Here is a 15345-nt window from a genome sequence, read left to right on the forward strand (position 1 = left end):
GCATTTTGACCGGGCTGGCGCACCAGCCGATTTTTAACGCCGTATTACCGAGCGCAGGCACTTTTCAGACAAGCCCTAGAAGGCGAGCATGCCCCCAAGCCCGGCTACCCAAAGGCCGATACCGAAGCTTGCGTGCGCCGTCAGGCTGCGAAGCCTGGCGATGTTAGGCCGAGGCGTCCTGCGCGCGGCGATGCCTGCGCCCAACCCCGGTTGCAGCACCAGAAACGGGGCGAGCACCGTCACCACACCGAACACCAGCGCGGACACGAACGCCGGTCGTTGCTGCCAATCCGATCCGACAAGTACCAGAAACACCAGGGCGAACACCACTCCCGTGAGATAGTGAAACGTCCACCCCAGCGCCGCCTCTGCGCGTATCGGCGCGCTTCCCGAGATGGGGCGATGAACGATAGTGCCTCCCGCCAGGTGACCCAGCCAGCGCCCCACCAGGGCGTAGTCCAGGGAGGGAATGCCGAGTACCCGGCGCTGCACCAGCGCGACGACATCCATGAAGGCGGTCGCCCCCACGCCAAGCCAAAGGGCATCAACCAGAAGTTCTGCCACTGCACTACTCCTTCAGCAAAGAGAGCCCGCTGTCGAGCCGATCGAAGAGAAACGCATCCTGAGGATCAAGAGACGGCAAGGTCGCGCGCTCTCTTGCAGATTCAGGCAAAGCCGAAGTAGCTTACGACCTCAAGTAAACTTGAGGTCAAGCGCCATGCTCGACATCTCCGAGGTCTCCCGGCAAAGCGGCGTCGCCGCGTCGAAACTGCGCTATTACGAAGAGATCGGGCTGATCCGCTCGATCGGACGTAGTGGGCTGCGGCGGGTCTTTGCGCCGGACGTGCTGTCACGCCTGTCGCTGATCGCCCTGGGACAGGCAGCCGGGTTCTCGCTGGCCGAGATAGGCGACATGCTTGGCCAGGAAGGCAAACCCGACATCGACCGCGAAAGACTGGGTGCCAAGGCGGACGCCCTGGACCGGCGCATCAAGCAATTGAGCGCGATCCGCGATGGCCTGCGCCATGCCATGACCTGCACCGCACCTCGCCACCTGGATTGCCCCACCTTTCAGCGCCTGATGCACATCGCGCTTGCCAAGCAGTCAGCGCGGGGGCCTGGGCGACAAGGGGCGAAAGGGGCAAAAGCAGCGAGAGGGGCGAATGGAGCGAAAGAGGCGAGAACCCAGCATGGACGAACAAGACTGAGGCGAGATGGCTGAACGGATCTCTGCCACTAGCGCAAAAAAGGCCCGGCTCCTCGAAACAGGAGTCGGGCCTTTTTCGACACGCGGATCAGGACGCCGGATCGGGTCAGCCGGGACAACGCTGGCCGCCTAAAGTAAGCACTTACATATCCCCGAAGCGTGATTGCAGAAGCGTAAGCGCCACCACCGGGGCGGTTTCGGTACGCAGGACCCGTGGTCCCAGGGTCAGCGCCGCAAATCCTTGTGCCGTCGCCGCCTCGACCTCGCGGGGGGACAGGCCACCCTCGGGGCCGATCAGCACGCAGGCGCTGGCGACATGCTCGGCGCGCTCGAGCACGCCTGGCGTACCCGGGTGGAGCACCAGCCTGAGCGCCTCGTCACGCTGGCCCAGCCACTCGCTCAGCGACTGCGGGGCCTTGACCTCGGGCACCGTGGCGCGGCCGCACTGCTCGCAGGCGCTCACCGCCACCGCCTGCCAGTGGGCCAGCTTCTTTGCCTCACGCTCGCCCTTGAGGCGCACATCGCCGTGCTCGGTGTACAGCGGAGTGATCGCGGCGACGCCGAGCTCCACCGCCTTCTGGATGGCGTAGTCCATGCGATCGCCCTTGGAGATCGCCTGGCCGAGGTGCACAGACAAGGGCGATTCGCCCTTGCCATCGCGCACTTCGAGTATGTGAACGCTTACTTTCTTGCGATCGGACTCGGCGATGTCGGCACGGGCTTCGCGACCCTGACCGTCGAACAGCACCAGGGGATCACCGGGCTTGAGCCGCAGCACGCGCCCCACATGTCGCGCGGCTCCTTCAGGCAGAACGACGTCGCCGCCGGCGACAAGCGCGGCGGCGACGTGGATGCGGGGGCCCTGGAAGGCGGCGTCGCTCATCAGTGGGCGGTCGGCGCCTGCTCGCCCTGGGCAGTGCCCTGAGCATCGCCCTGCTCGGCCTCGCGGCGCTTCTTCTGGGCGTAGAGCGCCTCGAAGTTGACCGGTGCCAGCATCAGCGGCGGGAAGCCACCACGATTGACCAGGCTGTCGACACACTCGCGGGCGTACGGGAACAGGACGTTGGGGCAGAAGGCACCCAGGGTGTGGTCGAGCTGGTCACCTTCGATACCGGTGATGCGGAACAGGCCGGCCTGTTCGATCTCGGCCAGGAAGCAGGTGGTGCCGCTCTCGCTGTGGGTGACCTGGGCGGTGACCTTGATCACCACCTCGAAAAGGCCGTCGGCGACCTTGGTGCTGCGGGTGTCCAGGTCGAGGCCGACCTTGGGCTTGAACGGCTGACCGAAGACGCCAGGTGAGTTCGGCGCCTCGAAGGAGATGTCCTTGACGTAGATGCGCTGCAGCGAGAACTGCACCTGCGGCTTTTCCTGATCCTGCTGACCGGCGGCCTGGGCGCCAGCGTTCTGGTTGTTTTCGTCTGCCATGAGAAAGATCCTTGAATCGGGTAATCAGAAATCGTGCGGACGGTCACTTCTTGACGATGGGCAGGTTATCGGTCTGCCACTGGGTCATGCCACCCTTGAGCTTGAACACGCGCTCGAAGCCAGCCTTCTTGAGCTTGGCCGCCACGGCACCTGAGCTCTGGCCGTGCTTGCACACCACCACGATGGGCGAGGCCTTGACCTTGTCGAGCTCGTTGATACGGGAATCGAGGCTGCTCTGGGGAATGTTGCGAGCGCCAGCGATGTGTCCCGCCTTGAAGTCGTTCTTGTCGCGAACGTCCAGAATTACCGCGTCTTCGCGGTTGACCATCTGGGTCGCTTCGCTGGTGGTAACGCCACCGGCGTTGGCGTTGCGCAGCTCATACAGCAGCCAGGCCGTCAGCACGGCCAGGAAGGCAGCCACCAGCAACGGGTGATTCTGCACAAATTCGAACAGCTGATCGATCATGGGGTCGGCTAACTCTCGTCGGATGCAAAAATGGTGGTGGCCTGGGTGGCGAAATCGGCGTCCAGAGCCTTTGTTACAAGATCTATGTCACAAGACCTGTGTCTCAAGGCCGGTGTTGCGAGTCCAGTCTACAGACCGGACGACGCGAGACGCAGGTACGTTGCCCGCGCTCGATCACCGCTACCCGCCGCAGGGCGGCCAGTATACACGACTCGGGGGCGATGCCGCCTGCCTCCGGACACTGCCTCGTCGGGTCAATGACGACCGCTGCCAGCGTGCGATATGATGCCGCAAGGAGGATCGTGTCGCGAGCCTGAAACCGCAAGCCACGAGACTCACGAAGACGCGCCGATTCTATTGTCGGGCGCGCTTCCCGAATCGCCAGGCACCAGCGTTTACCCACGACACCCCAGGACATCCGGCGACGACGCCAGGCGTCGAGCGCCAACAAAAGGATGCCGGGCGAGGTCATCTTGAGCTAGAGGCAATTCCTCATGACGGATACTGCGACCGCACCGCGCCCGGTGGCGCTGATCATCCTCGACGGCTATGGACACAATGAAGACGCCGCGTCCAACGCCGTCGCCGCCGCCGACACCCCCAACATGGACCGCCTGTGGCAGCAACGCCCGCACACCCTGATCCACACCGATGGCCGCCACGTGGGCCTGCCGGACGGTCAGATGGGCAACTCCGAGGTCGGTCACATGAACCTCGGCGCCGGGCGCATCGTCTACCAGGACTTCACCCGCATCACCAAGGCCATCGAAGACGGCGAGATCGACGACAATGCCGTGCTGACCGCGCCCATCGACGCGGCGGTGAAGGCGGACAAAGCGGTCCACCTGCTCGGCCTGCTGTCCCCCGGTGGCGTTCACAGCCACGAGGATCACCTGCTGGCGGTGGCCGAGATGGCCGCACGGCGTGGCGCCAAGCGCATCTACCTGCACGGTTTCCTCGACGGCCGCGACACCGCGCCCAAGAGCGCCAGAGCCTCCATCGAGCGCGCCAACGCCAAGCTTGCCGAGCTGGTGGGTCAGGACAATGGCTTCGTCGCCTCGATCATCGGCCGCTACTTCGCCATGGACCGCGACAACCGCTGGGACCGCGTCGAGAAGGCCTATCGCCTGATCACCGAGGGCCATGGCGAGCACCAGGCCGAAAGCGCCGAAGCCGGCCTCGACGCCGCTTATGAGCGTGGCGAGACCGACGAATTCGTCGCCGCCACCAGCGTGCGCCCGAACGGCAAGCCGGTCGCTGCCGAAGACGGCGATGCCGTGCTGTTCCTGAATTTCCGCGCCGACCGCGCCCGCGAGCTGACCCGTGCCTTCGTGCTCGAGGACTTCGACGGCTTCAACCGTCAAGTACAGCCGACGCTGGCCGCCGACGGCCTGGTCATGCTGACCCAGTACGCCGCGGATATTCCCGCGCCCTCGGCCTTCCCGCCAGCGGACCTGAACAACACCCTGGGCGAGGTCATGGAGAAGCGCGGCAAGACCCAGCTGCGCATCGCCGAGACCGAGAAGTACGCCCACGTCACCTTCTTCTTCTCCGGCGGCCGCGAGAAGGAATTCGAGGGCGAGAAGCGCGAGCTGATTCCTTCACCCCAGGACGTCAAGACCTACGACGAGAAGCCCGAGATGAGCGCCTTCGAGCTCACCGACACCCTGGTCGACGCCATCGACGGCGGCAGCTTTGACCTGATCATCTGCAACTACGCCAACGGCGACATGGTCGGCCATACCGGTGACTTCAACGCCGCCAAGGCCGCCATCGAGGCGGTAGACAAGTGCGTGGGCCGGGTGGTTGAAGCGATCGAGCGCGCCGGTGGTGCCTGCCTGATCACCGCAGATCATGGCAACGCCGAGCAGATGGTGCACCCCGAGACCGGCAACTCCCAGACTGCGCATACCACCTTCCCGGTGCCGCTGGTGTACGTGGGCAGCCGCGAGGCCCGGCTAAAGGACGGCGGTCGCCTGTGCGACCTGGCGCCGACCCTGCTGACCATGATGGGCGAGTCGGTGCCGGAGGAGATGACCGGCGAGGTACTGATCGAGCTGTCGTGAGACCTCTGCGCACCGCAGCCCCAGTCGCGCCATCGAGGCGCCAGCCCGGCAGCTGCCCACCCCCACGTACGACGCCGCCCCGCCCGGGGCGGCGTTGTGGGTTTGTCCGCGCGGCTGTCGCCGTGGGGGCAGCGGTCCTGTGGCTGGGTGGCCTGCCGCTCACTCCTGTGACACAGGCCGGCCTGCCGCTCGCTCAGGCCAGTCCCAGCGAGCAGCAGGCCAGGCAAAGACTCGACGCCATCGGCGAGCGTATTCAAGAGGCCAGTCAGCGCCTGGCCAGCACCGATAGCGCCCGCGACCAGGCCAGCGAGGCCCTGCGCGAGGTGGAAACGGCACTGGCCGAGACCCACCAGCGCCTGGATACAATGCAGGCCGAACGCCGCCGGCTCGATCAGGAGATGGCCGAGCTTGCGCATCGCCGAGAACTGATGGAAGCCGAACGCCGGGAGCAGCGGGCAGCCCTGGGTCGTCAACTCGATGCGCTCTATCGCATGGGCCTGACACCACAGTTGAAGCTGCTGCTGAATCAGGACGACCCTGCACGACTGGACCGCCTGCAGGCCTATCTCAACCATCTTGCCGACGCCCGCAACGAGCGCCTCGATCTGCTCGCTGAACTGGACAAGCGTCTGGAGGACAACCGCCGCGAGCTCGAACACCGCAGCGAGGAGCTGGCTTCCCTGGAGGCCGATGTGGCGGCCCGTAGCCAGGCCCTGGCCAGGCAGAGCCGCGAGCGTCAGGCGCTGGTGGCACAGCTCGACCAACGCTACGACACCGAGGCCTCGAAGCTGGCCTCGCTGGACCAGGACCGGGCCCACGCCGAGCGGGTCCTGCGCGAGGTGCAGGAAACCATGGCACGGCTCGAGCGCCCGCCGCCGTCCACCGCCATCGAGCGCACCCGAGGCGACCTGCCGTGGCCGGTGCAGGGCATGATGCTGTCGCGCTTTCGCGAATCCCGCGGCGTCCACCGCAACGGCATCCTGATTCAGGCGCCATCCGGGACTTCGGTCGAAGCGGTTCACCCCGGCCGGGTAGTGTTCGCCGACTGGATGCGCGGCTTCGGCAATCTGCTGATCGTCGACCACGGCGACCAGGTGATGACCCTCTACGCCCACCTGCAACGCTTCGAGACGGAGGTCGGCAGCCGTGTGGAGCGTGGCCAGACACTGGGCCGCGTCGGCGTCAGCGGAGGCCGCGACGCTCCGGGGCTGTATTTCGAGGTACGCCGTGGCGGTGACCCCATCGATCCTGGTGGCTGGATCGCGCGGCGCTGAGCACACGCCATTTTCAACCATCCGGCCTAAGGCTATGCTTGAACCTTGCCCCTACGTCGAGCGGAGACCGCATGACCGAACCCCGAGCCGCCCACCGTCCCTCGCGCCTCAAGACACTGACCGGGACTTGCCTTGCGTGGTGCCTCGCCGCGTCCCTGGCCTGGCCTTCGCTGGCCAGCGCCCAGGCGACCGACGATGATCTGCCGATCAGCGAGATCCAGGCCTTCTCCGAGGTGTTCGAGCGGATCAAGCGCGGCTACGTGGAAGAGGTCGATGATGCGACCCTGCTCAAGAACGCCATGCGCGGCATGCTCTCGGAGCTGGACCCCCACTCCAGTTACCTCGACGCCGAAGCCTATCGCAACCTGCGGGAGACCACCGAAGGCGAGTTTGGCGGGATCGGCATCGAGGTCGGGCTCGACGACGGCCAGCTGACGGTGATCTCGCCGATCGACGACACCCCGGCCGAGCGCGCGGGACTACAGGCTCAGGACGCCATCCTGCGCATCGACGAGACCCCCACCGATCGGCTATCCCTGCAGGAAGCGGTGGACCTGATGCGTGGCGAGCCAGGCACCGAGATTCGCCTGACCGTGGTCGGCGCCGGCGATGGTGCTCCACGCGAGGTCACCCTGGCCCGGGAAATCATCCGTACCGACAGCGTAAGGAGCGACATCCTCGAGCCCGGCTACGGCTATCTGCGCATCAGTCAGTTTCAGGCCCGCACCGGCGAGCAGGTCGAGGATGCCCTGACCGAATTGCGCGACCAGGGGGCTCTGTCAGGCATCGTGCTGGACCTGCGCAACAACCCCGGCGGCGTACTGCAGTCGGCGGTGGACGTGGCCGACGCCTTCCTCGACCGTGGCCTGATCGTCTACACCGAGGGGCGCCTGTCCGATAGCGACATGCGCTTTTCGGCGACCCAACGCACCGCGGCGCCGGACGTGCCGCTGGTGGTGTTGATCAACGGCGGCAGCGCCTCCGCCGCCGAGATCGTCGCAGGCGCCCTGCAGGACCAGCGCCGAGGCGTGGTGATGGGCACCGAAAGCTTCGGCAAGGGCTCGGTGCAGCAGATCATGCCGCTGGGCAATGGTGAAGGGCTCAAGCTGACCACCGCGCTCTACTACACCCCTAATGGCCGTTCGATCCAGGCCCAGGGTATCGAGCCCGATGTCGAGGTCGTGCGCGGCCGTCTCGAGGTCGCCGATACCAGCAACCTGCGCATTCGCGAGTCAGATCTTGAAGGACATCTTGGCGATGGTGGAGATCGCGCCGGCAGCAGCCGCAGCGATCGGCTGGACGGCGACTACCAGCTGGGCGAGGCACTGAATCTGCTGAAGGCGCTGAACGTGATCAGTCAGCGCGACACGCGCTAGGCCGGGCGACTAGGCCCTGGCCCGCACTCGGCCTGCCCCCTAGCGACAGCTAAGCGGCAGGCGTCCGCGTGAGCCGGTGGCCTGCTGCATGATCAGGCGCTTGATCGGAGACAGCCGGTCGACGCCGGAAAGCCCCAGGTTGCGCGCCAGCGTCAGGCCCGGGTGGCGGCTGCCGAACAGACGCCGAAAGCCTTCCATCAGCACCAGCATCATGGCGTTATCGCCACGCCGACGTCGCTCATAGCGGGCCAGCAGGCTCAAGCCGCCAGGTGCCACGCCGCGACGGCGCCCGTTCAGCAACTCTTCGGCCAGTACCGCCGCATCGAGAAAGCCCAGATTCACCCCCTGGCCGGCCAGGGGGTGAATGCTGTGGGCGGCGTCGCCGATCAGCGCAAGCCCCGGCCGGTGGTAGCGTTCGGCGTGGCGCTGGCTGAGCGGAAAACTCCTGGCCTCATCCAGCACCTCCACCGCCCCCAGGCGATGATCCAGCGCCTCGGCCATGGCCTGGCCCAGCGCCGCCGGCGAGAGTGCCGCCAGGCGCTCGGCTTCCTGCGGGGTGGTGGACCAGACGATCGAGCAGTAGTGGCTGTCTCCCGCCACCGTCAGCGGCAGGAAGGCCAGGGGACCGGTTGCCAGAAAGGCCTGACGGGCTACACCGCCGTGACGCCGCTCGGTCTTCACCGTGGTCACCAGCGCGCACTGCCCGGTGTCCTGTTCACGTACCGCTATCCCGGCCAGCTCGCGCAGCGGTGAACGTGCACCGTCGGCGCCGACCACCAGCGGGGCTGCCAGCACGCTGCCATCATCCAGGGTCACCCGCCGACGAACGGCGCCGTCGTCCAGCGCCACCACCTTGCGACCATGCAGGCGCTGCACCTGCGGCAGCCTCGACAGTTCGGCTTCCAGCGCCGCCAGAATCACATCGTTCTCGACGATATGGCCAAGCACCGGCACCCCGGCCTGATCGGCGCGGAAGCCGACCTCGCCGGAGCCATCGGCGTCCCACACCTGCATGGCGGTGTAGGGCGTGGCGCGCCAGGCGTCGATGCGCGGCCAGGCACCGAGGCCTTCCAGCAACCGTCGAGACACCGGGGTCAGGGCGCTGACGCGGGGGGCCGGCACACTGCCCGGCAGGTCATCCGAGTCCAGCGGGCCCGGACGCGGGTCCACCATGGCGACTGTCCAGCCTTCCCGTGCCAGCAGCACGGCCAGTACGGCACCTACCATGCCGATACCGGCGATCACCACATCGACTCCCGTCGGCGCTGCCTTGGCGGCTGAATCCTCTGCCTGCTCCTTCATCGGCGTCTCGCTCTCCCAGTCTTCCTGACGATCACTGACTCGCTTGCACCACGTGCCTTTGCGGATTCGCCCTCAGGGTCTCGGCAACGCAGCGCACCCAGTGTACCGCCAAGGGCAATCCTATGCTCGACCGCCAGGCTTTCAGGGGCAGACGCCATGGGAAGGCCCTGTGGGCCAGATGACACCAGCGGGCCAGGGTTGCCCCTACCCAATTATCGTTCGCTGCCCATGGCCCGCCTGGCGAGGCCCCGCCTCAGCGGCCCTGCGAGGTTCAGGCCAATCAGTCCTGCGGCACGGGCGTGGGACAGCAGTGGCTGGTCGATGCCGAACAGCCGAATCAGGCCGTCGCTGAAGCGCACCACATTGCGCTGGTCCGCTTCGCGGCGTCGCTCGAAGGCGGCCAGGGTCGCCGCGCTGCCAGGCGCCTGGCCGGCCTCGAGCCCTTGCTCGATGGCCTCGACCAGGTCGATCACCCCTCGCAGCGCGAGGTTGAAGCCCTGGCCCGCCACCGGGTGCAGGGCGTGGGCGGCGTTGCCCAGCACCGCCAGTCCCGGCCGTGTCGTCTCCCGCGCGGTGACCAGCGACAGCGGGTAAACGTGACGCTGGCCGACCTTGACGAAGGCGCCGGCTCGATCGCCAAAGGCGGCCTGCAGCTCTTCGAGAAAGGCGCGGTCCGACAATGCCAGTCGGCGCTGTTCGCTGCCCTTTTCATGGGTCCACACCAGCTCCATGGCCTGTCCCGGCAGCGGCAGCAGCGCCATCGGGCCTTGCCGTGTGAAGCGCTCGTAGGCAACGCCCTGGTGGGGGCGCCCGACCGCGACATTGGCGATCATTGCCACCTGATCGTAGGGGGCCGCGTCGCTCTCGATCCCCAGCGCCTCCTTGAGGCCAGAGCGACCGCCGTCGGCCAGCACGGTCAGGCCGGCCTCCAGCACGCTGCCGCTGGACAACCACAGACGATGGCCTGCGGCCACGGGTTCGATACGCTCCACCCGAGCCGGACAGTGCCAGTCGAGCGGCAGCTCGGCCAGGCGGCGATGCAGCACCCGCCCCATCCAGGCGTTGGGTACCACGTAGCCGAGCGCCTCGACGCCCATTTCGTCGGCACGCAGGCGCGTCGCACCAAGGCGCCCCTTCTCACTGACATGGATCAGCGAGATCGCGCTGGCCTTCGCGGCCATGGCCGACCACACCCCGAGGCGCGAAAAGTGCGCGGCGGACCCCGCCGCAATGGCGCTGGCGCGGGCGTCGAAGCTTGGCTGCCAGGCGTCGTCTTCTCCCGCCGAAGGCGCCACTTCCTGCGGCGACGGTGCGAGTGGTGCCATCGGTGCGGCCTCGACCACCGCGACCTTGAGGCCGGAGTGTTCGATCAATTCCGCCAGGGCCGCCCCCAGGCTCGCCCCCACCAGCCCCCCGCCGATGATCGCCACGTCGACCCGCTCGACCGCATGGCCACCCTCCTGGCAAGACGCCTGAGGGGCGTTCGCTGAAAGGCGGCTTGCCGTTGGTTCCACAGTGCTCTCGGGGGTGTCTTGCGGCATTACTGTATTCCTGTAATAACTTTACGTAATCAAACATTTATTAGCGTGCTAGTTGGCTATAAAACCACCAACTACCCTGGCGAAACAACATCCTGATTTATACCTCAACCACCAGCATCCCTCCCTTGCAGGACCTGTGACACGACACTCTTCTGGAAAATTGGCGCACCCATGTGCGCGGTAATCCGACGATCATCCGGTCCACGACTACCCGACCCACGACTACCCGGTCGTCGACCAGCGGCGGCGCCCCGGGCGGCGGCAAAAAGCGTCCACGACACCAGAGGCACGCACCGATGAGAAAGGTGTGATCGCCGAGAAAGGCATGATCGCCAAGGACAGGTAAGCGGCCGATTCGCCGGCGACCCGAGCCCAGAAGTGCGCTGCCGGATCGATCACACCATCCAGCATAGCAGGCTCTGGCGACGGGAAAAGGAGGGAAAAATCCCGAACTTTGCAGGCATCGTTCGGGACTTTGGAAAGCGTCAGTGGGTGGTGGGGGGCGTCTCGTCGACCTGCTCGACCTGCGGGGTGCCAGGGTGCTGTTCGGTATAGAGCAGCATCGCCGCCATGCGGGCGTGTTCGGTCAGGGCAAAGAGGTCGTTTTCGTTCTCGGCGCTGTCGTCGATATCGGTCTCGATTGCGGCCAAACCCGCGAGATCCTCGATGGCCTCCCTGAGCGGCTCGGACCACTTCTTTCTGGGCGCGTCGCCTGCATCCTCCACCACTTCGAGAAAGCCGAGGGTCCACTCCTTGAGGCCCTGGGCCCGCTCGGCCAGCGAGAACATCTCGTCAGGCAGCAGCGGTTCGAAGTTCAGCTCAGTGCTGGCCAGGGCGTCCAGGGTCTGGCGGCGCCAGCCGAGCAGGCGTTCGGCGCTGGGCTCGTCTCTGGGCTGGTCGACCCCGAGGGTCAGGCAGACCTCCTCGAGCCAGGCCTCGGCGGTGAGGTCGTGCAGGCCGAGTGCCGCGCACAGGCGCCCGTCGAGAAAGGCCGGCGACTGCATGCTGCCATGCAGCAAAAAGGTGTCGGCGATGGTGGAGAAGTCCTGGCGTTCGTTGATCAAAGACATGATGATATCCGCTGAAGAAGAGGTTCAGGGTGGCAATACCGCGGCGCCCCCGGGGTGACCAGAAGCCGCTTGCCCATGGCATCGGCAAGCGCCGTCGGTGATCCCGTCTTGAGGTGTCGCGTTGACCCCCCGCTGAAGGCTCTCTTATAGTGACTCGCAATCGATCCCCGATGGTAACGCATCCTGCCCGTTCGGCGCTGCGTTAGCCAAGGCCCGCCCCGGAGCCAGGCCCATGAATGACACCAAGCGGCATACCACCGACATTACGCTGCTAGAACGCCCCTACACCATCGCCTGTGCCCCCGAGGAGCAGGAGGGACTGGAGCGTGCTGCCCGCTATCTGGACCAGGCCATGCAGGGGATCCACGCCCAGGGCAAGGTGGTGGATCGGGAGAAGATCGCCATCATGGCTGCACTCAATCTGGCCCACGAACTGCTTGGCCTGCGTGACGAGAAGCGTGCAGGCGAAGCCAGCCTGAGCGAGCTGAACACCCGCCTGGAACAGGCGCTCGCCAAGGCGCCGAGTCGCGATTCCGACGTCTGATCAAGGCTGATCAGGGCTTTCGGTACCTGAGCCCGCACCACGCCCCGCACCGCCCCGGTGGTCCGCGCCCCGCCTCATCTGCGAGAGCCGTGCCAGCACTTCATCCCCTTGCTGGTGTCTCGCGACCAGCGCGCCTGATCGACACTGCCTCCCCAAGCACTCGAAGGCATCTTCACTTTGGCGCCAGGCCCCGGTCTGGTAGCATGGAGGAGTTCCCTGGGGTGTGCGCCAGTCGTTACAGTCCCTCGAGCCTATGCGCAGTACCCAGGGGGCCAAATGCTAGCCGGGCCCGTGTGCAAGTCCGTGCGACGGAAAGCCTGACGGCTCGGCTGCGGCCACCCACCTTGAACCTATGGGTTCAAGGGCCAGAACGACAGCGGCACTCTGGGGAACCTCGAATGAACGATCTGCGCTCTTCCATTGACGCACAGATGACGCTCGGACACTTGTCACGTACCGAGCTGCGACGCGAACTGCGACGCCGCCGCCGGGCCCTGAGCCCGCGCCAGCAGCAGGCCGCCAGCCATTCACTATTGGCTCGCCTGCGTCGCCTTCCTGAACTGCTGAGTGCCCGTCGCGTGGCGCTCTACCTACCCAATGACGGGGAGATCGATCCTCGCCCCCTGCTCGACTGGCTACGCCAGCGGCGCGCCCAGGCCTATCTTCCGGTGCTGCGCCCCCTGAGCGACAATCGCCTGTGGTTCGTCCGCTACGACGAGCACACCCCCATGGTCGCCAATCGCTTCGGCATCAGCGAACCCTGCAGCCGTCACGGCGCCCATCCGTCGCGCCGTCTGCCGCCCTGGGCGCTGGACGCCATCCTTCTACCGCTGGTGGGCTTCGACGACGCCGGCCAGCGCCTGGGCATGGGTGGAGGCTTCTACGATCGCACCCTGGCCTTCGCCCATCCCGACAGCGGACAGGGCGGCCCCAGGCCACGCCTGATCGGCCTGGCCCATGACGTCCAGCGCGTCGAACGCCTGCCGGTGGCCTCCTGGGACGTGCCGCTGAACGCCATCGTCAGTGATCAAAGAGTGATCCGCCCTGCCTGAAACGCCTCCGGCCGCCCCTGAGGGCGGCCGGAGTTGGATCTATGCCGATGTCGTGACCATGGTGCCTGATGCCTCAACCTCCCACCAGCGCCTGGGCGTAGCCGGTCGCCACGACTCCCAGGCCGAACACCAGCACCAGTGACATGATCAGATCGGGCTTGCGTTTCATTCCTGACTCCCTTCATACGGCCGCTTGCCGTATTGTCTTGATGTTGTGGTCAAAGCGACTGACTCAGACTATAGGGTGATCACCCATGTATGGCAATCATCACGCTTCCACGATGAAACCCGTCAGCCAGGCGTCATCATGCCCAGCAAGTAAGTCAGCGCTTGCGCGCGCAGGATACGCCGCTTTGCCTCGACTTCCAAGACGTCATCCCGCCATGGCTATGCCATAAACAGTTGGTAGGCGGGATTGTCACTTTCCTTCCAATAGCGATAGCCAATGGCGTCAAAATGTTCCTCGACGTGGGAACGATCCCCGTTGGGAATCTGCATGCCGACCAGCACCCGACCATAGGCAGCACCGTGGTTGCGGTAGTGAAACAGCGAGATATTCCAGTCCTGGGGGAGGTGGGTCAGGAAGTTCATCAGCGCGCCTGGGCGCTCGGGAAATTCGAAGCGATAGACTTCCTCGGTGAACTCGGTACGGGGCCTGCCGCCGCCCAGATGACGGATATGCAGCTTGGCCAGTTCGTTGTCGGTCAGATCCTCGACCGGGTAGCCCGCCTCGATCAGCTTGCCGATCAGCGCCTGGCGATCCTCGCCGCCCGGCTTGACCTGTATGCCGACGAAGATGTGGGCCTGGTCGGCATCGGCGTAGCGATAGTTGAATTCGGTGACCATGCGCTTGCCGATGGTGCGGCAGAACTTCTTGAAACTGCCTGGACGCTCGGGAATGGTCACCGCCAGGATCGCCTCGCGCTGTTCGCCGAGTTCGGTGCGCTCGGCGATGTGCTGGAGCCGATCGAAGTTGGTGTTGGCGCCGGAGTTGATGCATATCAGGGTCTGGCCCTCGGCCCCGGTCTCCTGGATATACTTCTTGAGACCGGCCAGCGACAGCGCGCCGGAGGTCTCGGACACCGCCCGGGTATCCTCGAAGATATCCTTCACCGCCGCACACATCTCATCGGTGTTGACGGTGATCACCTGGTCCACCAGGTCACGCATCAGGGAAAGGGGAATCTCGCCGATCTGCGCCACCGCCACGCCCTCGGCGAACACCCCGACCTGGTCCAGGACGACCCTCTCACCAGCCTCCAGCGCGGCCTTCAGGCAGGCGCTGTCCTCGGCTTCCACCCCGATCACCTTGATCTCCGGGCGCAGGTACTTGATGTAGGCCGCCATGCCGGCGATCAGGCCACCACCGCCCACCGGAATAAACACCGCATCGATGGGGCCGCTGTGCTGACGCAGGATCTCCATGGCCACGGTTCCCTGTCCGGCGACCACATCGATATCGTCAAACGGCGGGATATAGGTGTAGCCGTGGGCCTCGACCAGCTCCTGGGCGTGCTCTGCGGCGGCGGCGAAGGCGTCGCCCTTGAGGATGACCTTGGCGCCCCAGCCACGTACCGCAGCCACCTTGATCTCCGGGGTGATGCGCGGCATCACGATCACTGCCTTGACGCCCATCTGCTTGGCCGCCAGTGCCAGGCCCTGGGCATGGTTCCCGGCGGAGGCTGCGATCACACCCTTGGCTTTCTGCTCATCGGTCAGGTGGGCCATGCGATTGTAGGCACCGCGCACCTTGAAGGAGTGCACCGGCTGAAGGTCTTCACGCTTGATCAGAATCTGATTGTTGAACCGTCGCGACAGCATGGGCGCAGGTGAGATCGGCGTTTCTCGGGCGGCTTCGTAGACCCGGGCCTGGAGAATCTTCTTGACGGTAGCTTCGAGCATTCTGGTATCCAGCGTGAGGGAGGCGGGCAAAACCCCTATTGTTAGCATCGCCTCACGCCCAACGTCCAGCGCCAGCCACCCCAGGCAGACATTGCTTGCCTCGCTGCCGAGCTGACGCAA

Annotated in this window: 14 protein-coding genes and 1 other RNA gene; 7 read left to right on the top strand and 8 right to left on the bottom strand. The window is 65.8% G+C overall.

Annotated elements, in window-relative coordinates:
* Window positions 1-75 precede the first annotated feature (75 nt).
* On the bottom strand, window positions 76-564 hold the full coding sequence (locus C6W88_RS06550) for a DUF2938 domain-containing protein (protein ID WP_231498555.1): 489 nt from the start codon (window positions 562-564) through the stop codon (window positions 76-78).
* A 154-nt stretch (window positions 565-718) separates the two neighbouring features.
* On the opposite strand from C6W88_RS06550, the gene C6W88_RS06555 reads away from it, so the two are divergent.
* Window positions 719-1222: a helix-turn-helix domain-containing protein gene (locus tag C6W88_RS06555; protein ID WP_108131925.1), complete on the top strand. Its 504-nt coding sequence runs from the start codon at window positions 719-721 to the stop codon at window positions 1220-1222.
* 127 nt (window positions 1223-1349) lie between these two features.
* On the opposite strand, the gene C6W88_RS06560 is transcribed toward C6W88_RS06555, so the two are convergent.
* From C6W88_RS06560 to C6W88_RS06570, 3 genes are read right to left on the bottom strand one after another with little or no spacing between them, the layout of a single operon-like run.
* Window positions 1350-2090 (bottom strand): 16S rRNA (uracil(1498)-N(3))-methyltransferase, encoded by a 741-nt coding sequence (locus C6W88_RS06560; RefSeq protein ID WP_108131926.1) that lies wholly within the window; start codon window positions 2088-2090, stop codon window positions 1350-1352.
* On the bottom strand, window positions 2090-2632 hold the full coding sequence (gene secB, locus C6W88_RS06565; RefSeq protein ID WP_108131927.1) for a protein-export chaperone SecB: 543 nt from the start codon (window positions 2630-2632) through the stop codon (window positions 2090-2092). The genes C6W88_RS06560 and secB overlap by 1 nt, the downstream gene beginning before the upstream one ends.
* Before the next feature lie 43 nt (window positions 2633-2675).
* A complete protein-coding gene (locus tag C6W88_RS06570) occupies window positions 2676-3098 on the bottom strand; it encodes a rhodanese-like domain-containing protein (protein ID WP_045990988.1) in 423 nt (140 codons plus the stop codon).
* A 494-nt stretch (window positions 3099-3592) separates the two neighbouring features.
* Between C6W88_RS06570 and gpmI the strand changes: the two genes are divergently transcribed.
* The 3 genes from gpmI to C6W88_RS06585 all read left to right on the top strand — a co-directional run bounded on the left by gpmI (window position 3593) and on the right by C6W88_RS06585 (window position 7814).
* Entirely contained in the window at window positions 3593-5164 is a 1572-nt protein-coding gene (gpmI, locus tag C6W88_RS06575) for a 2,3-bisphosphoglycerate-independent phosphoglycerate mutase (RefSeq protein WP_108131928.1), read from the top strand.
* 122 nt (window positions 5165-5286) lie between these two features.
* The gene (locus C6W88_RS06580) at window positions 5287-6438 is read left to right on the top strand and encodes a murein hydrolase activator EnvC family protein (RefSeq protein ID WP_231498556.1); all 1152 of its coding nucleotides are present in this window, start codon (window positions 5287-5289) and stop codon (window positions 6436-6438) included.
* 71 nt (window positions 6439-6509) lie between these two features.
* Window positions 6510-7814 carry a S41 family peptidase gene (locus C6W88_RS06585; protein ID WP_108131930.1) on the top strand — a complete coding sequence of 435 codons (1305 nt, stop codon included), beginning with the start codon at window positions 6510-6512 and terminating at the stop codon, window positions 7812-7814.
* A gap of 39 nt (window positions 7815-7853) precedes the next feature.
* On the opposite strand, the gene C6W88_RS06590 is transcribed toward C6W88_RS06585, so the two are convergent.
* The 3 genes from C6W88_RS06590 to C6W88_RS06600 form a co-directional block, all read right to left on the bottom strand.
* Window positions 7854-9116, bottom strand: a complete 1263-nt coding sequence (locus C6W88_RS06590) for a UbiH/UbiF/VisC/COQ6 family ubiquinone biosynthesis hydroxylase (protein ID WP_108131931.1) — start codon at window positions 9114-9116, stop codon at window positions 7854-7856.
* Between the two features lie 212 nt (window positions 9117-9328).
* Window positions 9329-10657 carry a 2-octaprenyl-6-methoxyphenyl hydroxylase gene (ubiH, locus tag C6W88_RS06595; protein WP_108131932.1) on the bottom strand — a complete coding sequence of 443 codons (1329 nt, stop codon included), beginning with the start codon at window positions 10655-10657 and terminating at the stop codon, window positions 9329-9331.
* Between the two features lie 485 nt (window positions 10658-11142).
* The gene (locus C6W88_RS06600; RefSeq protein WP_045990983.1) at window positions 11143-11727 is read right to left on the bottom strand and encodes a UPF0149 family protein; all 585 of its coding nucleotides are present in this window, start codon (window positions 11725-11727) and stop codon (window positions 11143-11145) included.
* A 232-nt stretch (window positions 11728-11959) separates the two neighbouring features.
* On the opposite strand from C6W88_RS06600, the gene C6W88_RS06605 reads away from it, so the two are divergent.
* From C6W88_RS06605 to C6W88_RS06615, 3 genes are all read left to right on the top strand, one after another.
* Complete coding sequence (locus C6W88_RS06605; RefSeq protein ID WP_045990982.1) at window positions 11960-12271, top strand: cell division protein ZapA; 312 nt, start codon at window positions 11960-11962, stop codon at window positions 12269-12271.
* 210 nt (window positions 12272-12481) lie between these two features.
* A non-coding RNA gene (gene ssrS, locus C6W88_RS06610) (6S RNA) lies at window positions 12482-12666 on the top strand.
* A 36-nt stretch (window positions 12667-12702) separates the two neighbouring features.
* Window positions 12703-13323 carry a 5-formyltetrahydrofolate cyclo-ligase gene (locus tag C6W88_RS06615; RefSeq protein ID WP_231498557.1) on the top strand — a complete coding sequence of 207 codons (621 nt, stop codon included), beginning with the start codon at window positions 12703-12705 and terminating at the stop codon, window positions 13321-13323.
* A gap of 387 nt (window positions 13324-13710) precedes the next feature.
* On the opposite strand, the gene ilvA is transcribed toward C6W88_RS06615, so the two are convergent.
* Window positions 13711-15273, bottom strand: a complete 1563-nt coding sequence (gene ilvA / locus C6W88_RS06620; protein ID WP_258183935.1) for a threonine ammonia-lyase, biosynthetic — start codon at window positions 15271-15273, stop codon at window positions 13711-13713.
* Window positions 15274-15345 lie beyond the last annotated feature (72 nt).

It is taken from the genome of Halomonas litopenaei (genome assembly GCF_003045775.1).
In the GTDB taxonomy this organism is placed as follows: domain Bacteria; phylum Pseudomonadota; class Gammaproteobacteria; order Pseudomonadales; family Halomonadaceae; genus Halomonas; species Halomonas litopenaei.